At 71.1% G+C, this 20,704-nt stretch carries 14 protein-coding genes and 1 tRNA gene; 5 read left to right on the top strand and 10 right to left on the bottom strand.

The genetic code is table 11. The features are described 5' to 3' along the window. Positions 1 to 198: 198 nt before the first annotated feature. Positions 199 to 1,341: a L,D-transpeptidase gene (locus tag ISO16_RS00255; RefSeq protein ID WP_050036335.1), complete on the bottom strand. Its 1,143-nt coding sequence runs from the start codon at positions 1,339 to 1,341 to the stop codon at positions 199 to 201. A gap of 350 nt (positions 1,342 to 1,691) precedes the next feature. On the opposite strand from ISO16_RS00255, the gene ISO16_RS00250 reads away from it, so the two are divergent. Next, a tRNA-Lys gene (locus tag ISO16_RS00250) sits at positions 1,692 to 1,764 on the top strand. 126 nt (positions 1,765 to 1,890) lie between these two features. Here ISO16_RS00250 and ISO16_RS00245 read toward each other — a convergent pair. From ISO16_RS00245 to ISO16_RS00235, 3 genes are read right to left on the bottom strand one after another with little or no spacing between them, the layout of a single operon-like run. Further along, positions 1,891 to 2,460: an SRPBCC family protein gene (locus ISO16_RS00245; protein WP_072634993.1), complete on the bottom strand. Its 570-nt coding sequence runs from the start codon at positions 2,458 to 2,460 to the stop codon at positions 1,891 to 1,893. Further along, a complete protein-coding gene (locus tag ISO16_RS00240) occupies positions 2,460 to 3,131 on the bottom strand; it encodes a hemerythrin domain-containing protein (RefSeq protein ID WP_230304456.1) in 672 nt (223 codons plus the stop codon). The genes ISO16_RS00245 and ISO16_RS00240 overlap by 1 nt, the downstream gene beginning before the upstream one ends. A gap of 42 nt (positions 3,132 to 3,173) precedes the next feature. Continuing rightward, entirely contained in the window at positions 3,174 to 3,830 is a 657-nt protein-coding gene (locus tag ISO16_RS00235) for a TetR/AcrR family transcriptional regulator (protein WP_072634991.1), read from the bottom strand. 249 nt (positions 3,831 to 4,079) lie between these two features. Between ISO16_RS00235 and ISO16_RS00230 the strand changes: the two genes are divergently transcribed. Beyond that, the gene (locus tag ISO16_RS00230; RefSeq protein WP_006937571.1) at positions 4,080 to 4,916 is read left to right on the top strand and encodes a mycofactocin-coupled SDR family oxidoreductase; all 837 of its coding nucleotides are present in this window, start codon (positions 4,080 to 4,082) and stop codon (positions 4,914 to 4,916) included. On the opposite strand, the gene ISO16_RS00225 is transcribed toward ISO16_RS00230, so the two are convergent. The 3 genes from ISO16_RS00225 to ISO16_RS00215 form a co-directional block, all read right to left on the bottom strand. Beyond that, a complete protein-coding gene (locus tag ISO16_RS00225; protein WP_230304455.1) occupies positions 4,909 to 5,643 on the bottom strand; it encodes a dienelactone hydrolase family protein in 735 nt (244 codons plus the stop codon). The two genes, ISO16_RS00230 and ISO16_RS00225, sit on opposite strands and share 8 nt — an antisense overlap. A 28-nt stretch (positions 5,644 to 5,671) precedes the next feature. After that, on the bottom strand, positions 5,672 to 6,439 hold the full coding sequence (locus ISO16_RS00220) for a L,D-transpeptidase (RefSeq protein ID WP_006937568.1): 768 nt from the start codon (positions 6,437 to 6,439) through the stop codon (positions 5,672 to 5,674). A gap of 174 nt (positions 6,440 to 6,613) precedes the next feature. Further along, positions 6,614 to 6,835, bottom strand: coding sequence for a DUF3618 domain-containing protein (locus tag ISO16_RS00215; RefSeq protein ID WP_006937565.1), 222 nt, complete (start codon positions 6,833 to 6,835; stop codon positions 6,614 to 6,616). 74 nt (positions 6,836 to 6,909) lie between these two features. Between ISO16_RS00215 and bcp the strand changes: the two genes are divergently transcribed. Beyond that, positions 6,910 to 7,386 (top strand): thioredoxin-dependent thiol peroxidase, encoded by a 477-nt coding sequence (gene bcp, locus ISO16_RS00210; protein WP_006937563.1) that lies wholly within the window; start codon positions 6,910 to 6,912, stop codon positions 7,384 to 7,386. A gap of 8 nt (positions 7,387 to 7,394) precedes the next feature. Here bcp and ISO16_RS00205 read toward each other — a convergent pair whose 3' ends face one another. Then, complete coding sequence (locus ISO16_RS00205; protein WP_072635005.1) at positions 7,395 to 8,729, bottom strand: dipeptidase; 1,335 nt, start codon at positions 8,727 to 8,729, stop codon at positions 7,395 to 7,397. Positions 8,730 to 8,913: 184 nt separating this feature from the next. Here ISO16_RS00205 and ISO16_RS00200 point away from each other — a divergent pair, with 184 nt between their 5' ends. Together ISO16_RS00200 and ISO16_RS00195 are read left to right on the top strand one after the other, a co-directional pair. Then, positions 8,914 to 9,789, top strand: a complete 876-nt coding sequence (locus ISO16_RS00200; RefSeq protein ID WP_006937561.1) for a cyclopropane mycolic acid synthase family methyltransferase — start codon at positions 8,914 to 8,916, stop codon at positions 9,787 to 9,789. 135 nt (positions 9,790 to 9,924) lie between these two features. Next, a complete protein-coding gene (locus ISO16_RS00195) occupies positions 9,925 to 10,698 on the top strand; it encodes a TetR/AcrR family transcriptional regulator (RefSeq protein WP_373566480.1) in 774 nt (257 codons plus the stop codon). Positions 10,699 to 10,720: 22 nt separating this feature from the next. Here ISO16_RS00195 and acpS read toward each other — a convergent pair whose 3' ends face one another. Next, a complete protein-coding gene (gene acpS, locus ISO16_RS00190) occupies positions 10,721 to 11,122 on the bottom strand; it encodes a holo-ACP synthase AcpS (RefSeq protein ID WP_006937559.1) in 402 nt (133 codons plus the stop codon). A 40-nt stretch (positions 11,123 to 11,162) separates the two neighbouring features. Next, positions 11,163 to 20,417: a type I polyketide synthase gene (locus ISO16_RS00185; RefSeq protein WP_072634989.1), complete on the bottom strand. Its 9,255-nt coding sequence runs from the start codon at positions 20,415 to 20,417 to the stop codon at positions 11,163 to 11,165. Positions 20,418 to 20,704: the final 287 nt, after the last annotated feature.

The raw sequence follows: 20,704 nt of genomic DNA, 5'->3' as shown, positions 1-20,704 counted from the left end.
CATGCCTTTCCCTGATTGTCCGCCGCGCAGGACCGCATGTCGACCTTCCGCAGGGGCGGGCTGCCCGGAAGGCGCCGCCCGACATGGGAAGACCCCCTGGATCGTCGATCCCGGGGGTCTCGTGCCAACCCCTACCACAGGAGGCGGCCCCAGCCTGCCACACGCCGGGGTGGCGCCGCCGGGCGGCCCGGCGGCGGATCAGGCGCGTGCGTTTCCGGCCTTCCACGTCGACCACGGGATGTTCCAGTCCCCGAGCCCCTCGGTGCCTTCGAGGATGCCGCCGACGGTGTTCTTCACGATCACGATGTCGCCGCGCTTGGTGTTGTCGAAGATCCACCTGGCGTTGGCCGGGCTCAGGTTGAGACAGCCGTGGCTGACGTTGCGGGAACCCTGATCGCCGAGCGACCACGGCGCGGAGTGGAAGAAGATGCCGCTGTACGACATCCGCGTCGCCCAGTCCACCGGGGTCCGGTAGCCCTGCGGGGAGTCGACGGCGACGCCGTAGGTCGACGAGTCCATCACCAGATGCTCGAACCGGTCGCCGATCGTGTACACGCCGTTCGGGGTGGGCGTGCTGTCCTTGCCCATGGACGTGGGCATCGTCATCACGTCGACCCCGTTGCGGTTGACGGTGACCTGCTTGGTGTTGTCGTCGGCGGTGATGATCACCGCGTCGCCGACGGTGAAGGTCGAATGCACATCCGACTGCCCGAACAGACCGTCGCCGAGATCGCGGCCGTAGACCTTCACGTCCACCGTGACCGTCGTGCCCGGCGCCCAGTAGTTCTCGGGCCGCCACCGCACCTCGCGGTTGCTGAGCCAGTAGAACGCGCCCTCCACCGGCGGGTCGGTGACGACGGTGATGGCCTGCTCGACGGCGAGGCGATCAGGGATGTTCTCGTCGAACTGGATCGCGACGGGCTGGCCGATGCCGACGACCGAGCCCTCGCCCGGCATCACGTAGGGCTGGGTGAGGTTGCCGGGGGCGCTGGTGGCGAAGGAGGCGACGGTCGTGGTCGCTCCGCCGAGCCCGTACGCGACGGCCTCGAGCCGGTACTGCCGGCTGTAACCGAGGGGCTCGGTGTTGGCCCAGGTGGCTCCGTCCGGGCCGAGCGCCCCGGCGACGGGTTCCCCGTCCGGGTTGAGCAGCGTGACCGACTCGAGCTTGCCGTTGACCACCGAGACCGTCACGGGCTCGATGGGCGAGAAGCCGACTCCTCCGTCGACGACGCTCGCCGACACCGTGGGCTTGATGAGCGCGGCGAGCGGATTCGAATCGATCGGCACCTCCTCGGCCCCGCCGGCGCTGCTCGCACCGGAGCAGGCCGTGACGAAGGTCATGACGCCGACCAACACGGTCCCGAGCACCACCGCGACGGCGCGCCGATTCCGCCCTCGGCGCGGCGCCGCACTGTTCCCAACCACTCTCCACCCTCCGATTCCGGGCCTCCCCCGGGCCGCAAAAGTGCACGTCGATGCGTGTGCGCTCGATGATGCCAGCCCCGCTCGAGGCGGAGCCGTCGCGACGTCGACGACGCGAATAACGTTCGAATACCAATCGCCGCCGGACCCCCCGGCGTTACGTGTCGCTCCCACCGAAATGCGGCATGACCTGCCGATTTGGTGCGCTACTGGAAGGTGTGTAATCTTTCCTTCGTCGCCGGGACAACGGCCCGGAGACGCACCGCCAAGCGCCATTAGCTCAATTGGCAGAGCAGCTGACTCTTAATCAGCGGGTTCGGGGTTCGAGTCCCTGATGGCGCACAAGAAAGGCCAGACCTCCCCATGAGGTCTGGCCTTTTTCTTTACCCACGCCCTTGCCACCCCACCAGCCACCCCGCCTTCGACGCGGCCTCGAACACCGGCCGCGCCTCCGCGGGACCGCCCGGACTACGCCGAGTACCGGCGACGTTCCGTACCGCGGCCGAGGGAACCGTCGGCCACAGCGCTTCCCTCGCGAGGCGGGCGCATGGCCGGCGTGTGCGACGCGGCGTCGACCGCCGCCAGTTCGGCGAGTCGGCGGAGGTCGCCCTCCAGTGCCGCGCGCCGGTCTCGGTGTGCCTTGACCAGCCGCCAATAGACCCGGTCCAGGCCCGGTGCCACGTGGAGCACACGGTAGGTCTGGACGATCTTGGTGCCTCCGGGGACGGGTTCGAGGTCGATGCGCCATTCCGTGCTGTCCGCCCGGCCCAGGAGACCCGCCGTCCGCCATGCCAGCGTCCGCGGCGGCTCCACAACGGTGAATACGCACGACCGGCTCCACCGGAGGCCGCCGGAGCGGTTCCTGCCCCGGAACCGGATTCCCGGCGCTGCCGCTCGGGCGTTTCCGAGCAGGTGCGCGTCCCGGCATTCGTGACTCCACTCACCGACCCGGGTCACGTCGGTGATGATCTGCCACACCGCCTCCGCCGGGGCGCGGCTCACCGTCTCGGTCCTGCCGTGCCGCGCCAAGGTGCCCATCAGGATCGCCCCTCGAGAAGCGCGAGGTTGAGCGACGGCAGCGCGGCGGCGGGCCCGTGGCCCCACCGCAAGCGGGACTTGCGCCGGTAGGTGCGCGCGAAGCCGTGGAGCAGGATGAAGCGCGGCACGGCGGGGACCACGTGCATGATCAGCTCACGGTCGTCCTCGCCGAGCCCGTCGATGACCCAGTGGGCCTCCGCGCCGAGTTCCAGGAAGCTCTTGGGCCTGACGAAATACTCCTGTTCCACGTCGTGGTACTCGGCGGTGGTGAGGGTCGCGGCCACGACCGGCATCATCTCCAGCTCTTCACGCCGCAGATGGGGAAGGAGCACGTCGGTGAGCCCGGCCAGCGCTTCGAGCAGCGGTTGCCGAGCGTTCGCGTTGTCGCGGTAGGCCAGCGCTGCGTCTTCCAGGGCGGTGATCGCCGGTGCGATCCGCTGGTGGTCGGCGTCCATCTGGTCCAGCAGGGCGCCGGCGTCGGGGTTCTTCACCCGGATCAAGGGCCACAGCCCGACATCCTCGCCGGTGTGATGGATGTGCAGGAAGCGCATCATCCACAACACGTGCTCCGCCAGTCCGCGTCGACGCCGAGGGTCCGGGTACGGCTCGGTGGTGAGCACGATCCGGGTGCGTTCCAGGTCACGGCGAAGTGCGCTGTGCACTATTCCCATGCTGCGTGTGTCTGCGGGTCCATGGTCGGTAGTCATGGCCCATCACCTTCCACTCTCCAGGCCCAGGAGCCGGATGATGGCTCCGGTGAGCCAGTTCTCGTACTGCTCAGGGCTCCAGCCGGTGCTGCCGGTCAACAGCTCGTACACCTCCATGCTGAGCACGGCCCACAGCCCCTCGGCCTCGACCGGGCTCAGTTCACGGCCGGCCATCATCGCACCGCCGACCCGCACGTTCAGGCGCTGGCGCTCCCGTGCCTGTTCCAGCCATGTCGCGAGGTCCGGCTCCACGACGGCTGCCGCGCGCAGGGTGCGCTGCAGGCCGACGGTTCGTCGGTTGATGCCGGTCACCAGGGCGGCTGCCGCGGCGGCCCGATCCCGAGGGGTGCCCTGCGACAGGGCGGCGAACTCCGGCCGGTCCATCAGCGCCACCCGTTCGTCGTCCCCGACAACGGCGACGTCGAGCACCTGCATGAGGAGTCCCGCCTTGGAACCGAAGTGGGCATACACCGTTTCGACCGATGTGCCCGCCGAGCGCGCGACGTCTCGGACCGCGACCGACCACCCACCCTCGGAGAACAGGGTGGTGGCGGCGTCGAGGACGGCCCGCCGGTTCTGCTCGGCCTGGCGCCGGCGAAGGGTCGAGTCGTACCGCCGCGGCTTCTCCTCCACCGGGCCCACATCGCGCGCTTCTGCGCTCATACTCCAACGGTAGAACCGTTCCGTTTTCAATACAAGTAGCTTCAGGCCAAATCTTTCGTGCACGCTGCCCGCACCGATCGGAGACCCCTACCGCGCCGGGGCGCCCGGCGCCCGTTGCCCACCGGGAATGTTCTCCACGACCGGACCGGACGCCGAGTATGCCGATCCACCTTGCGATTTCGGTCCGACCACCAGCGAACCCCTCTAGCCTCGGAGGCGGATCACATCGACCGTCGAAGGAGTGTCGCCATGGGTCAGCTCGAGGGCAAGGTCGCGTTCATCACCGGTGCCGCACGCGGACAGGGCCGCAGTCACGCCGTCCGGCTGGCCCAGGAGGGGGCCGACATCATCGCCGTCGACCTCTGCGCCCAGGTCGACACGGTGGGATACCCACTCGCGACCGCCGACGACCTCGCCGAGACCGTCCGGCAGGTCGAGGCGCTGGACCGGCGGATCATCGCCGGCCAGGCCGACGTCCGCGACAGCGCCGCCCTGAAATCGGCGGTCGACGAGGGCGTCGCCCAGCTCGGCCGGCTCGACATCGTCCTCGCGAACGCCGGCATCGCCAGCTTCGCGCCGGTCGAGGACCTGACGGACGAGATGTGGGACGACATGATCGATATCAATCTCACGGGGGTGTTCAAGACGGTGCGGGCAGCCGTGCCGCACCTGAAGGCCAACGACGACGGCGGCGCGATCGTGCTCACCAGTTCCACCGCCGGCATCAAGGGCCTGGCGAACCTTGCCCACTACGTCGCCGCCAAGCACGGAGTGGTGGGGTTGACGAAGACACTCGCCAACGAGCTCGCTCCCCACATGATCCGTGTGAACTCGGTGCATCCCACGGCAGTGAACACAGACATGATCCACAACGAGCAGACCTACTCGGTCTTCCTGCCGGACAAGAAGCCGTCGGAGATCACCCGCGAGGAAGCGGCCGAGTCGTTCAAGGCCATGAACGCCCTGCCGATCGAATGGGTCGAACCGGTCGACATCAGCAATGCGATCCTGTTCCTCGTCAGCGACGCGGGACGCTACGTCACCGGCGTGCAGCTGCCGATCGACGCGGGCTCGGTGATCAAGTAGCCGCCCCGGGCCCGTCGCTCGCGGGCGGAGCGTCGCCGAGGTGCCTACGGAAGAAGGCGGCGATGCGGGCGCGCGCGTCGCGGGTGGCCGGCTCGTCGTAGCGGGCGGCCACGACCTTGGCGATGGTCCTGTCCACGATCGACAGATCGCCGGGGTCGTGGTCGTTCATGAAGCCGTGCCCCACGTTCGGGTATCGCTCGATGTCGTGGTCGATGTTCGCGGCCGTCAGTATCGGTTCGAGCCGGTCAGGCACCTCGCGCACGCCGGGCCATCGGTCCTTCGTACCGAAACTGCCGACGATCGGACACGCCCGCGGCAGGGCACGCTCGACTTCCTTCGTGAGGCCGCCGTAGTTGACGCTCGCCGCGGCGAAGTCGTGGTCGGACGCGACGGCGAGGGCGAAGCCGCCGCCCATGCAGAACCCGATCACGCCGATGCGGCCCGTGCAGTCCCGCCGGTCCGCGAGCCAGTTCCGCGCGGCGTCCAGGTCGCCGCGCGGCACCCAGCCCCGGAAGAGGGAGAACAGGCAGGTGGACCGCCTGGACCCGTGGAACAGGTCCGGCGCGACGGCAAGGAAGCCCTCGCCGGCGAGCCAGTCGGCCTGAGCGCGGATGTCGCGGCTCATGCCCAGCGCGTCGTGGATCACGACGACCCCGGGCCACGGACCGGGGCCTGCGGGCGTGGCGAGGTGGGCGGGCATCGGCCCGCGCTCCGTGGGGATGGTCACGTCCGTCACGGTGCGTCCCTCCTGCCGGTCAGCCCTCCACGATCACCGGGTCGCCGATCTTCACCCGGTCGAAGTACCACTGCGCGTTCTCGGTGCTCAGGTTGATGCAGCCGTGGCTGACGTTCGCGTAGCCCTGCGAGTCCACCGACCACGGCGCCGCGTGCACGAAGATGCCACCCCAGGTGAGCCGCACGGCGTACTCGGTGTCGATGCGGTAACCCTCCGGCGAGTCGATCGGGACGCCGTAGGTGGACGAGTCCATGACGAGATCGCGGAACTTCTCCAGAACCGAGAAGGTGCCGACCGGGGTCTCGTAGCCGGGCTTGCCCATCGACGCCGGCATCGTCCGCACCACCTCGCCGTTGAGGATGACCGTGAACTGGTGCGTCGACCGGTTCGCGACGGCGACGAACTCGTCGCCGACCTGGAACTCGGTGCGCGCCCCGGCCACGGCGACGGTCACGGTGGTGTGCCCCGGCCAGAGGCGGTCGGGAACCCACTGCACGCGGCTGTCGTCGAGCCACGCGAAACGGCCGCTCACGGGCTTCGACGTGGTGATCTCGACGGCACGTTCGGCGGCGGCGCGGTCACCGACCGGTGCGCCGAACCGGACGGTCACGGGATGTCCCACCCCCACCACCGCGCCGTTCGCCGGCTCGAGCGCCGACGCGGGCAGCCTGGCCGGCGGCGCACCGCCGACGGTTCCCGCCGCGGCCGCGGCCCCCGAACCGAGCAGGGCCATGGCGGTCAGGATCGAGACGAGAAGAAGTCGTGCAACCCGCTGTGCGTTCGGCATGGCCGTCAGCCCCCTCGGAGATGGCGCGGTTGGCTCGTTACCAGTCAACCACGCCAAGATCGAACTCGGAACGGGTCCTTTGTCACTCCCCGGCGGGCACGACCACGACGCCGGGAAACGACGAAGGGCACCGCGGTCCGGCGAACCGGACGACGGTGCCCTTCGGATCAGCTGTCAGCGCAGCAGCTTGCGGAGCGCCAGGGCGCCGATGACGACACCGACCGCCGCGAGCGCGTACTTGACGTTGGGCTGGTTCACTTTCTCCATCACGGTCTGCTTGGCATGGGCCATCACGTTCTTCGGGCTGGCGCGCACACTCAATTCGTCGAGGGTGCTCGCAAGCTGGTTGCGGGCGTTCTCGATGTCCCGTTCGATGGCCTCGGTGTCCCTACCCACGTGATCCTCCAGTTGGTCGCTGCACTGTGCTGCGACCACGGTAGTGGACGCACGGGTCCGTTACCCTCTCGGAGGTGACGGAAAACAGCAGCAGGCTCGCCCCCGGCGATACGGCTCCCGAGTTCACCCTCCCCGACGCGGACGGCAACGAGGTGTCGCTGTCGGACTACCGCGGACGCAAGGTGATCGTGTACTTCTACCCCGCCGCGAGCACCCCCGGGTGCACCAAGCAGGCCTGCGATTTCCGCGACAGCCTCGCCGACCTGAACGGCGCCGGGCTCGCCGTCGTGGGCATCTCCCCCGACAAGCCGGCCAAGCTCGCGAAGTTCCGGGACGCCGAGCAGCTGACATTTCCGTTGCTGTCGGATCCGGACAAGACCACGCTCACGGCGTGGGGGGCGTTCGGCGAGAAGAAGATGTACGGCAAGACCGTCACCGGAGTGATCCGTTCGACGTTCGTCGTCGACGAGGACGGCCGGATCGAGGTTGCGCAGTACAACGTGCGCGCCACCGGGCACGTCGCGAAGCTGCGCCGCGACCTGTCGGTCTGAGCGGCGGCTCACCGCGTGAGGGAGGCGAGCACCAGCGCCTCCGCGACGGCCATGTGCTCGAGCTCGGACGGGTCGACGCTCTCGTCGGGCCCGTGGATCCGGGCGCTCGGCTCCTCCACGCCGAGCAGCGCGATCTCCGCGTCCGGCAGCACCTGTTGCAGCACCGTGCACAGCGGGATCGATCCGCCCTGCCCGACCGTGCCGACCTCGCGTCCGTAGACGGCGCCGAGCGCGCTGCGCAGCGCGGCGTATCCCGGTCCGTCGGTCGCGGCCCGGAACGGTTCGCTCACGCCTTCCCGGTCGACCCGCACCCGCACGTTCCACGGGGCGTGGGCGTGCAGGTGGGCGACGAGGGCGTCCTGAGCGGTGGCCGGATCCATCCCCGGCGGGACGCGGAGGTTCAGCCGGGCCGACGCGCGGGGCACGACCGCCGCCGCCGACCCCACCACCGGTGGGGCGTCGATGCCGAGGATCGTCAGCGCGGGACGCGCCCACACGGCGTCGGCCACGGACCCGGCCGACAGCAGCGAGACCCCGTCGAGCACACCGGCGTCGGCGCGGAACACCTCCTCGGGATACGGTTCGCCGCTCCAGATTCCGGTGGGGTCGAGCCCGTCGATCACGGTGTCGCCGGCCTCGTCGCGCAGGCTCGACAGCAGGCGCACCAGCGCGGCGAGCGCGTCGGGGGCTGCGCCGCCGAACTGGCCCGAGTGGATCTCCCCGGCGAGGGCTTCGACGTGGACGACGACGTTCGCCAGGCCGCGCAGCGACGTCGTGAGGGTCGGCCGTCCCACCTCGGCGTTGCCGCAGTCCGCGACGAGCACCAGGTCGGCGGCGAACAGATCGGGCCGTTCGCGGGCCAGGTTCTCGAGCCCGCCGCCACCGGTTTCCTCCGAGCCGTCGCCGACGATCCGGATCCCGACGGGAAGCGGTCCCCGCTCCCGCAGCGCGCGCAGCGCGAGCAGATGCATCACGAGATTGCCCTTGCAGTCCGCGGCGCCGCGCCCGTACCAGCGGCCGTCGCGTTCGGTGAGCGTGAACGGCGGAGTGTGCCAGAGCGATTCGTCGCCCGGGGGCTGCACGTCGTAGTGGCTGTAGAGGAGCACGGTCGGCGCTCCCGCCGGGGCCGGCGTGTGCCCGAGCACCGCGAGCGAGCCGTCCGACGTCTCGATCAGCGCGGTGTCGTCGACGCCGACCGCGGCGAACGCATCGCGCACCCATCGGGCGGCAGCGACGCATTCCTCGGCCGGGAACAGCCGCGGATCGGCCACCGACCGGAACGCCACCAGTTCCCCGAGGTCCCTGCGCGCCCCGGGCATCAGCCGGCGCACCCGCTCCCGCATGTCCGCGACGTCCACCGCGCCTCCCCGATCGTCGTGTCTCGTTTTCGCTACGGGTACCGCCCCTCGAGATCGAAGCATGCTCGCAGCGGCCGCGTCCGGCGTAGATTCCGCGATATCGAGGTTGCCATCGGGCGGAACGGTCCAGGAAGCGGGACCGGACGGCCCTCGAACGGAAGGCACAGCGATGCCACCCAGCCCGCAGAGCGCGCTCACGCCGTTCTATCGGCAGGTCCAGTCCCACTACGACCTCTCGGACGAGTTCTTCACGCTGTTCCTCGACCCGTCGATGACCTACAGCTGCGCGTATTTCGAGCGGGACGACATGACGCTCGAGCAGGCCCAGGCCGCGAAGGTCGATCTGTCGCTCGGCAAGTGCGACCTGCACCCGGGCATGACACTGCTCGACGTCGGATGCGGCTGGGGCTCGACGATGCTGCGCGCCGCCACGCACTACGACGTGAACACGATCGGGCTCACGCTCAGCCGCAACCAGTACGAGCACGTCCGCGACCTCGCGGCGGGGCTGCCCGGCCCCCGCACCGTGGACGTGCGGCTGCAGGGCTGGGAGGAGTTCGACGGGCGCGTGGACCGCATCGTGAGCATCGGCGCGTTCGAGCACTTCCGGAGCGAACGCTACGACCGGTTCTTCACCAAGTGCCACGACATGCTGCCCCCGGACGGCCGGATGCTGCTGCACACCATCGTGGGGCACCGCCTCGCAACGCTGCGCGAGCGGGGAATCCCGGTGACCCGGGAGAACGCGCTGTTCCACATCTTCATCAAGCGGGAGATCTTCCCCGGCGGGCAGTTGCCGCAGCCGGAGACGGTGGTCGACGGCGCGGAGCGGGCGGGGTTCCGGGTCGAACGCATCCAGGCCCTGGCGCCGCACTACGTCCGCACCCTCGAACACTGGGCCGCGGCACTGTCGGCCCGCCGGGACGAGGCGGTCGCCCTGTCGTCGGAGGAGATGTACGAGCGCTTCATGAAGTACCTGAACGGTTCCGCCGAACACTTCCGCACGGGCCACATCGACGTCATGCAGTTCACACTCGTCAAGTGAGCGCCGGCGACCGCGGCGCCACCGGCGGTGTTAGCTGAGACTCGCCCTCACAGCTAAAAGTTCGGAATTCGGACAACCTCCGGTTAGCCTGGGCGCGTGGAGTCTGCAACGAAGCGCGGCCGCACCCCACGCCGTATCGATCCGGCGCTGGAGGTCCAGGCGGCGCCCCAGGAACTCGTGCCGCGCCGTCGCCCGACGCAGGAGCGCAGCCGGCGCAAGTTCGACGCGCTGCTCGCCGCGTCCCGCGAACTGCTCACCGAGGTCGGCTTCGAGTCGTTCACCTGCGAAGAGGTGGCTGCCCGTGCCGATGTCCCCATCGGAACCCTCTACCAGTTCTTCGCCAACAAGTACGTCATCGTGTGTGAACTGAACCGGCAGGACCTGGTGGGTGTGCAGGACGAGCTCGCCAAGTTCGACGGCGTCATCCCCTCCGTGGACTGGCTGCGGTTCCTCAACGCCTTCGTCGACCATCTCGCCGGGCTGTGGATGTCGGACCCCTCGCGGCGGGAGGTGTGGCTCGCGATGCAGTCCACCCCGTCGACCCGGGCGACCGGCGCGATCCACGAGAAGGAGTTCGCCGAGCAGATCGCGCGGATGCTGGCTCCGCTCATGCCCGACACCCCGCGCGAGCGTCGCACGCTGATGGCCGAGGTGCTCGTGCACGTCGTCTACTCGATGCTGAACTTCTCCGTGCAGGACGACCAGAGCCACGCCGACGCGGTCGTCGAGCTCAAGCGGCTGATGGGTGCGTATCTGATGGTGGCGGAGAAGGAGTCACGCACCAGCGCCAAGCGGCGCAGGCGCCGTGAGGCCGCCGCCCGGGCGGAGGAGACCGAGCGGCCGGTCCCGGAGGACGACGGCCAGGTGGAAACGCGTCAGGCGGAGGAGACGCACGCCTCCCCCGCCTGACGCGGAATTCTCCCGCAGACTCCTACGCCTGCGGATCGTCCTCGAGCACGACGAACGCGCCGGCCATGTCTCCGTCGTGGGTGAGCGAGACGTGGATCCGCACCCCGGTCAGGTGCTCGGCGACGTCGCCGTGCAGCCGGATCCCGGGTCGGCCCCACGCGTCGGAGACCACCTCGATCTGCCGGTGCACGGTCTCCGGCAGCACCGGTGGGCTGCCGAACAGCGACGCCGACCACGCCTTGATCAGCGCCTCCTTCGCCGCCCACCGGGCGGCGAAGTGCCGGCCCGGACGGGAGCTGCGGGTGTTCGCGTCGCGACGCTCGCCCGGGGTGAAGTTCGAGAGCATCGCCGTGCCTGCCCGGCCCAGCTGTTCCTCGAACTCCGACACCGTGACCAGGTCGAACCCGATCCCCGCAACTCCCATCCGTCCCGTGACCCGCTCTCTGTGACCGTGCGGCCGGCGGCTACTTGCAGCCGGGCAGACCCGAACGGTACACGTCGCCGTCACCCAGTCGTGCCTCCGGCGAGAGCAGCACGTCGGCCTCGAGCTGGCGTGCCGCCTTGGCCGGCACCGAGTCCCCGCCGAAGCGACGGTCGGCGGGCCGCTGGTACAGGGCCGCACCCCCGGTCATCGCCTCCGCGAGGCGGCGCTTACCGGCGACGGCGCGGGCCTGAGCCTGCTCCACATAGGCCTCCCGGCGCTCCGCCGGGATCGCCTCGACGAACGCCTGCGGGTGGACCACCGCGATCAGCCCCGACACGTGACCGAACCCGAGGCTGGTCAGCAGACCGGCCTTGAGCGCGTACCGCTCGCCGAAGCGCAGCGGGGTGCGCGGCCACACCAGGTGCTCGAACTCGGCCATCTTGTCGTCGACGCAGTCCAGGCTGCGGTTCGGCGGGACGACGCCCTGGCTGAGGACCTGGCACAGGCCGATCAGCTGGAACGCCGCCGCGCCGCCCTTGGCGTGACCGGTCAGCGACTTCTGCGACACCACGAACATCGGCGCGCCCTCGCTGCGGCCCAGCGACCCGGCCAGACGCTCGTGCAGCTCCGCCTCGTTCGGGTCGTTGGCCGCCGTGGAGGTGTCGTGCTTGGAGATCACCGCGATGTCGTCGGCGGTGACACCGAGCTTGCGCAGCTCCCGCGCCAGGCCCGACTCGAGCCCGCCGCGACCGGCGCCGAGGGCACCGATGCCCGGAGCCGGGATCGAGGTGTGCACGCCGTCGGCGAAGGACCCGGCCCACGCGACCACACCGAGGACGGGCAGGCCCATCTCCAGCGCCAGGTCGCCGCGGGCGAGCAGGACCGTGCCGCCACCGGCGGACTCGACGAACCCGCCGCGCCGGCGATCGTTGGCCCGGGAGAACCGGCGATCGCTGATGCCCTTGGCCGTCATGTCGTCCGACTTCGCGGTGGCCGACATGTCACCGAACCCGACGATGCCCTCGATGCCGAGGTCGTCGAAGCCGCCGGCGACGACCAGCTGCGCCTTGCCCAGCTTGATCTTGTCGACGCCCTCCTCGACCGACACCGCGGCCGTCGCGCACGCCGCCACCGGATGCACCATCGCGCCGTAGCCACCGACGTACGACTGCACCACGTGCGCGGCGATGACGTTCGGCAGGGCCTCCTGCAGGATGTCGTTCGCGCGGGACTCGCCGAGCAGCGTGTCGATGTACAGCGACCGCATCGAGGTCATGCCGCCCATGCCGGTGCCCTGGGTGTTCGCCACGTACGAGGGGTGCACCCAGCGCATCAGCTCCGACGGAGTGAAACCGCTGGAGAGGAACGCGTCGACCGTGGTCACGATGTTCCACAGGCCCACCCGGTCCACGGACTCGGCCATGTCGGCGGGGATGCCCCACTTGGTGACGTCGAACCCGGTCGGGATCTGGCCGCCGACCGTGCGGGTCAGGTTCATCTTGCGGGGCACCCGGATCTCGGTGCCGGCCTTGCGGGTGACGGTCCAGTCACCGCTGTCCGGAACCGAGTGCGCGACGGTGTTCTCCGGGTCGGCATCGACGAACGCGCGGGCCTCGGCCTCGGAACCCACCACGAACGACAGGTCCTTGTCCAGGAACACCGAGGTCAGCAGCGGCGCCGCGTTGTCGACCATCGCGCCGTCGTCGGCGTAGCGGCGGATGCCGCAGCGCTCGACCACCGCGTCGTGGTACCGGTCGGCGATCTCCGCCTCGGGCACCAGCTCGCCGGTCTCCGCGTCGTACCAGCCCGGCTTGGGATCGTTCTCCCACGCCACCAGGCCGGTGGCCCACGCCAGCTCGAGCACACCGGCGGCCGACAGCTCCTCGTCGACCTCCATCTCGAAGCGGGTACGGGCCGACCCGTAGGGGCCGAGCTCGCCGGCGCCGACGATGACCACGAGATCGGCGGGGTCGACGTCGAGCGTGTTCCACTCCGGTGCCGGCAGCGTCGCGTCCAGGCGCGGCGGTGCGGGCAGCGCCGCGATCGTCGCGTGCTCGGGCTCCGCCGCGGCGTCCTTCGCGGCCTCGGCCTCCTCCTGCGCCTGCTTGGCCAGGGCCGGCAGGTCGATGTCGGCCTCCGACAGACCCCCGGTCAGGTCCGCCACCAGCGGCTCGACCGCGGCGGCCTCCTTGGAGCCGGCGGTGACGAGCTTCAGCAGCTCGACGGCCATCTCGTCGGTCGACCAGGTCCGCACACCGGCGGCCTCGGCGGCCTCCACCAGCGGATCGTTGCCGCCCATCAGGCCGGTGCCGCGCACCCACCCGATGAGGGCGTGGGCGAGGGTGACCCGCTCGGCCCAGATGCGCTCGGCGTGCCAGCGGTTGACGATCGCGTCGAGCGCGGCCTTCGCCTCGCCGTAGGCGCCGTCGCCACCGAACTTGCCGCGGTTCGGCGAACCCGGCAGCACGACGTGCAGGTGGGTGTCCACGTCACGGTCGGAGCCGATGTCGGCCAGGCCCGCGATCAGGCGCTCCACCGACCACAGCAGGACCCGCATCTCCATCTCGGCGCGGGCACCGGCGTCGGCCATCGACCCGGACACGCGCGGCGCGGCGAACGGGAACAGCAGCGTCGGGGTCAGGGCCTCCTTGATCAGCTTCTTGGCGCCGCCCGCGGTCTCCACGGTTTCGGTGCCGAGCCACGTCACCAGGGCGTCGACGTCGGCGTAGGACGCCATGTTGGCCGGGACCACCCACAGCGCCGCACCGGAGCGTGCGTTGCGCGCATATAGCTCCTTGTAGAAGCCGAGGCGGCTGTCGTTCAGGCTCGACGTGGTGACCACGACCGTGGCGCCGCCGGCGAGCAGCTTCGCCGCGACCGCGGCCGCGATCCCGCCCTTGCTGGCGCCCGTGACCACGGCGACCTCGCCCGCGTACTCGGCGTCGCCGGTCTGCCGGGCGGCCGTCGCGACGGCGTCGAAGACCTGCGCGAGCTCCGTGCGGCCGGCCTCGGTGGCCTTGCCCGCCCAGAACGCGGCGTGCGCGGCGACCGTGGCACCCGCACCGGCGAACCGCTCCGCGCCGATCTCGGCACCGAGCCAGATGCGAGCCAGGTCCTCGCGGGCCGTCGCCCACCGGTCGTCGATCAGCACGGCCTTGCGGGCGTCGAACGCCGGTGCGACCAGCCGCGGCCAGTCGGAGCCGAGCTCCGCCGAGACCAGGTCGACCAGCTCGGTGTCCGCCTTGTCCGCGAGGTCCGAGGCCGCGTCGGCCAGGCCCAGCTCGGACAGGATCAGGCGGGCGGTCTTGGCGAGCACACCGTTCGAGCCGGTGATGCCCTCGGCGAACTCGCCGAGCGCGGCAGCGTCGACGGTGGCACCGCCACCGCCACCGGCGGACGGCATCGACACCGCGACACCGCGGCGGCCGGCGACCGACTGCACGGCCGCGTCGATCAGCTTGTCGACGGCGGCACCGTCGGACAGCGCGCCGTCGGAAAGGCCGCCGAGCGCACCGCCGCGGACGGACGAACCGTCCCGGCTGCCCAGCGCGACCTCCGCGGTCACGTGCGACGCCCAGCCCTCGCCGAGACCCCACACCTTGGTGACCCGGTCGGCGACGTAGGCGGGACGCTTGCCCGACGGGCCGAACACCTTGCGCAGGTGGTCGTTGATCGAGTCCGACAGCACCGGACCGAAGGGCCGGTAGGTGCGGGCCAAGCGATCGACCGTGCCGGCGAGCGCGCCCATGTCGGCGTCGGCCGCACCGTCGATGGCACCGAGCGACAGCTCCGAGCCGAGGTCGACGAGCAGCTGGTTGCGCCGCGAGGACACGCCGTCGCACAGCGCCTCGATCGTGTCGGCGGGACCGATCTGATCCGGGCGCAGCTTCGTCCACAGGGCGATGAGCACCTTCGTGGCGTCGGCGGCCTTGAACGCGATGTCGTCCGGACGCGGACCACCCGCGGGAGCGGCGGGCGCGGCGGCCGGAGCGGCGGCCGCGGCCGGAGCGGCAGCGGAAGCGTCGGCCGAGGCCGGCTCGTCGTCCTCCACCGGCGCCGGATCGACGTCCGTGGAGTACACGATCGAGGCCTCGCGCTCGATGTTGAGCACCTCGACCGGCTGCCCGAAGCGGCCCGGCAGCTTCAGCGTCTGCGACGCCAGGTTCGCCACCGTGGGGGCGGCGCCGAGGCCGACCTCGACGAACCGCTCGACACCCAGGCCACCGTCGGCCTCGTCGGCGAACAGCAGATCCTGCGTCTCGATCCAGCGGACCGGGGACGCGAACTGCCACGCGAGGAGCTCGGCGAGCACCACGCGGCACAGCTTCGAGGGGTCGGCCGCCCAGGTGTCGAAGTCCGCGAGGACCTCGGCCAGCGGCTCGGACGGCACCAGGTCCGCGATCTCCTGGACGAACTCCCGGCCCAGGTTGAACGGCTTGGGCACCAGGTTCGGGATGTAGCGGCCGATGAGGATGTCGGGATCGATCTGCTCGGGCAGCAGGTTCAGCAGGCGCTCCCGGAAGTCGTCCACGCCGCCGCGCAGGACGGTCGAGTGGAACGGCACGTCGATGCCCGGGACCAGGATGAACGCACGCTTGCCCCCGAACTCGGCGACCTTGCGCTCGATCACGGACTCGAGGGCCTCGAGACCGGCGACCGTACCGGCAATCGCGTACTGCGAGCCGCGCAGGTTCAGGTTGACGATCTGCAGGAACTCCCCGGTCTCCTCGGCGACCCCGGCGACGAACGCCTCGAGATCGGCGTCGGCGACACCGAACTGCGACGGCCGGATCGCGGCCATGCGGTAGTTCGAACGGCCCTGCTCGTCGCGCGGCACGAGGGCGTGCATCGCCGACCCGCGGCTGAACACCACCTCGAGCACCGCCTCGAGCGGCAGCACCCCGGCGACCGCGGCGAGCGCGTTGTACTCGCCCACCGAGTGGCCGGCCAGGAGCGCACCCTCGACGAAGGCGCCGGCCTCACGCAGTTCCGCGATCTGGGCGACACCCAGGGTCGCCATCGCGACCTGCGTGAACTGGGTCAGGTGCAGCACGCCGTCCGGGTGCTTGTGGGTGACGCCGCGGGCCTTGAGCACGGTCGGGTTGTCGCGCACCACGGCAAGGATGGAGAAGCCCAGGGCCTTGCGGGTGTGCTTGTCGGCGCGATCCCAGATCTCCCGGGCGGCCTTCGAGCGGGCGCGGGCGTCCAGGCCCATGCCGGGCCGCTGGATGCCCTGGCCGGGGAACGCGTACACCGTGCGCGGGGCGGCGGTGCGGCCGGTGGCGACCATCACCAGGTCGCCGTCCACGCGGCAGCTCACCTCGACGATCTCGGCGCCACGGTCGGTCGCGATGCGGTCGACGCGCACGTCGATCTGCGCACCCGGACGCACCATGCCGAGGAACCGGGCGGTCCACGCCGTCAGGCGGCGGGCCGGCAGCTTGGCGTCGGCCTCGAGGGCGGTGACGACCTGCTGGGCGGCGGCGGACAGCCACATGCCGTGCACGATCGGGGTGCCCAGGCCGGCCAGGAGGGCGGCGTTGTCCGAGGTGTGGATCGGGTTGTGGTCGCCCGACACCCGCGCGAAGGCGCTCATGTCGATCGGGGCGACGATCACGGCGTCGCGGCGGCGGCGACGCGGGGTCTCCACCGCGTCCTCGCTCACGGCACCGCCGGCACGGACCGGATCGGCCAGCTCGGCCTTGCCGGTGCGGCCACGGATCGCGAACCGCTCGATCAGGGTGGCGACCGTGGTGTCACCCGAGCCGTTGCCGTTGTCGGCGGTGATCTCGACGTGCACCTCGACGACCCGGCCGAGGTCGGTGTCGGCCACGTCCTGGGCCTCGGCCTTGACGCCCAGGATCGACGGATCGGTCGGCAGACCGTCCTTCACGTCGACGGCGTGGTCGAGGTGGACCAGGTCGAGCATGCCCTCGATCACCGACAGGCTGTCGTCGGTCTGCGCGGCGCCGAGCGCGGCGAACACCGCCGGCCAGCACGCGCCGACCAGGACGTCGGGCACACCGTGGCCGCTCGGGGTCAGGTTCAGCGGCAGTCCCGAACCGGTGACACCGGCGTGGTCGGCGATCTTCTCCGGCAGCCAGCCGAGGGTGATGCGGGCCGCGCCCTTCTTCACCGCGGGCAGCTCCTGCCCCGCGGCGACACCGAGCAGCGCCGACATCGACGCCGACGCGTCGTCCGCGGTGACGACCGGGGCGCCACCGGTGTGCACGGTGGCGGGCACCGTGAGGCGGATCTCGACGGTCTTGTCGCCGGCGAGCGGCACCGTCAGGCCCACGTGCTCGGCGTCGAGAACGCTCAGCGTGGCGCCCGTCGCGCCGTGCACGGCAGCGGTGTCGGACTCGACGGACCACTCGTCCAGGTCACCGAGGCGGTGCACCGGGTTGACGGTCTGCCGGCCGGCCCAGTTGACGTCCGGAGCCGACAGCACGGCGTCGAGCAGGCCGGCCGCGAGGTCCTGGTGGCGGCGGGCCGCGATCTGCACCGGCTCGACGCCGGCCGCGATCAGCTCGTCGACCGCGGCCTTCTCGAAGCGGTCGAGCAGCTCACCGACGGGCTCGTCGGCGCGGGTGATGCCCGCGACGGCGACGGTGCCCGGGATGATGCAGACCTGATCGGCGCTGTAGCGCGGATCGTGGGCCTGCCACAGGGAGTCGGACCGCCACCAGCGACGCACGTCCTGGTCGACGACCGGGACGAAGTTCACCGGCTTGCCCGGGGTGCGGCACAGCGAGACGAAGAACGGAACATCGGCCGGGTGCAGAACCACCGAGTCGGCGTCCGGGAACTGCTCGGTCAGCGCGGCCAGCGCCGCGTACGGCCGGTCGAGGGCCGCGTCGTCGGCGAACAGCGTCGGGATCGGGCCACGGTCGGCCGGGTGCAGGCGGGACTCGGCGCGCTGCAGCATCTCGTGGAAGCGCTCACGCCAGGTGACGTCGATCCACGGGTTCTCGGCCGCGTCGGCCACCTCCTGCGAGCCGACGGCCAGCTCCAGGTAGCGGGCGAGCCACTGCCCGTAGGTCATCTCGGCGACGTCGCCGAAGTACGGCTTCGCGGTGACGTCGAGCGCGGCGATGATCTCGTCGCGGCGCGCGGCCACGGCCTCGGCGTCGCCCGCGACCTCGTCGAGCAGGCGGCCCGTGCGGGACGCCGCGTTGTCGATCTCGTGGATGTCCGCGCCCAGCTGGCTACGACCCGAGGCCATGCCGCCGGAGGCGGTGCCGGCGCCGACCCAGTCGGGGGTGCCGGGGGTCTCGACGAGCATCCGCTTGACCTCGGGCGACGTGGTCGCCTCGAGCGTCGCCATCGCCGCGGTGCCGACGAGGATGCCGTCGAGCGGCATCGCCGGGAAGCCGTGGGCGGTGGACCAGCGGCCGGTCAGGTAGTCGGCGGCCCGCTCGGGGGTGCCGATGCCACCACCGACGCACAGCACCAGGTTGGAGCGGGTGCGCAGCTCGGCGTAGGTGGCGAGCAGCAGATCGTCGAGGTCCTCCCACGAGTGGTGGCCACCGGCGCGGCCGCCCTCGATGTGGACGATGACCGGGTAGTTCGGCACCTCGTTCGCGATGCGGATCACCGAGCGGATCTGCGCCACGGTGCCCGGCTTGAAGGCGACGTAGCTGATGCCGGCCTCGGTCAGCTCCTCGATGATCGAGACGGCTTCCTCGAGCTCGGGGATGCCGGCGGTGACGACCACGCCGTCGAACGGCGCGCCCGCGGCGCGGGCCCGCGGCACCAGCCGCTTGCCACCCACGTGCAGCTTCCACAGGTACGGGTCGAGGAACATCGAGTTGAACTGCACGGCGCGGCCCGGCTCGAGCAGCCCCTTCAGCTCCTCGACGTGGTCGGCGAAGATCTGCTCGGTGACCTGGCCGCCGCCGGCGAGCTCGGCCCAGTGGCCGGCGTTGGCTGCCGCGGCGACGATCTTCGGATCGACGGTGGTCGGCGTCATGCCGGCCAGCAGGATCGGGGAGCGGCCGGTCAGGCGCGTGAACGCCGTCTCGACGCCCTGGCGGCCGTCGGGCAGGGTGACCGGCTTCGGCGCGAACGCGGACCACGGCTGCGGCACCTCGGGCTCCGCGCCCGGGGTCAGCAGGTTGCGCTGACCCCCGCGGGTGGCGGCCGCGATGATGCCCACACCCTGGCCACGCAGGCCCGAGCTGGTCATACGGGTCAGCAGCTCACCGGGACCCATGTCCAGGATCCACGAGGCGCCGGCCGCGACGGCGTCGTCGACGAGGGCGACCCAGTCGACCGGGTCGACGAGCACTTCCTGCGCCAGCGAGCGGGCGAGGTCCGCGTCCAGGCCGCAGCGGGCGGCCCAGTCGGCGACCTGCTCGACCGCGTCGGCGAGAGCGGGGTGGTGGAAACCGATCTGGGCGGAGACCGGCTCGAAGGTCGGGGCGAACACGGCACCGCCGCGCTTCTTCGCCTCACGCTCGCGGGTCTCCGCGGCGGAGATCTCCTCGCAGCGCTGCTGCACGCGAGCCAGGGCGGCAGGCGGGCCGGACAGCACGACGCGGCGGCGGGCGTTGCGGATGGCGACGACCGCGGAGCGCTGCGGGTCCTGGTCGGCGAAGACCTCGGCGACGACGGCGCGCAGGCGCTCGGGGTCGACGTTCGCGACGGCGAGCATCGGGAAGCGCTCGGCGCCGGCGATGATGCCGCGGCGACGGCCGACGAGGGTGGCGGCGGCACCGATGAGCTGGGCAATCGCGAGGATCTGCCCGTCCTTGGCGCCGGCGGCCTCGGTGGCCGCGACGGCCAGCACGCCCTGCGAGTGGCCGATCACGGCGGCCGGGGCCTGGGCGGTCACGTCGAGGCCCTGGTTCGCCAGCGCGCGCAGCGCGGCCACCTGGGTCAGGAACACGCCGGGCAGCGAGACCGCGGCGGAAGTCAGCGTGGACTCGGAGGGGCCGGAGACGGGCGTCTCGTCCTCGTCGGCGACCTCCTGCTCGAGCATCCAGGCGATGGGGTCGAAGCCGCTCGGGCGCACGACGACGAGGTCGTGTGCGACGGGCGCGAGCAGCGCGGTGGCCTCGTTGACCAGTTCGGTCAGGACCGGCTCGAGCCCGTTGTCGCGGCTGAGTTCTTCGAGGGAGCTGAGCCAGGGAGCGCCCTGGCCACCGAAGGCGAGTGCGTAGGGCTCCCCGGCGAGGAGCTTGTCGACCAGCGCGCCCTTACGGGAAGCGGGGGCGTTGCCCCGGTCACTGGCGCGTCGTGATGCCTTCGAGTTCCGTCCGTTGTCGGCTGGTGTGGTCTCGTCGATCGTCACGCGTGTAGTTCCTCTCCTGAACACCGCAAGGGCGTGGTCTCGTGGCCGCCCGCGCCGCCGTTGGCGTTCTGATGGGCTCTGATCTGCTCGTTCGGGCTACCCAAGAGTGACACAAAATCATGAGGGGTTCCTCATGTTTTGTTCCGCGCGGGTTACCTCCCCCGAAGGGGCACGTGAGATCACTCACAGCAGGTCGGAGAAGTGACCGGTTGGTAGGGAGAGTCCGCGCAGGCTGCGCGGCTACATGGACGTCCATCAACCTGAGGAATCCCTCAGGTTTATCGTTA

The sequence above is a fragment of the Rhodococcus sp. M8 genome, from assembly GCF_015654185.1.
Lineage (GTDB): Bacteria > Actinomycetota > Actinomycetes > Mycobacteriales > Mycobacteriaceae > Rhodococcus > Rhodococcus aetherivorans.
The sequence above is the reverse complement of the archived record's forward strand: the minus strand, read 5'-3'. Positions and strand labels throughout refer to the sequence as shown.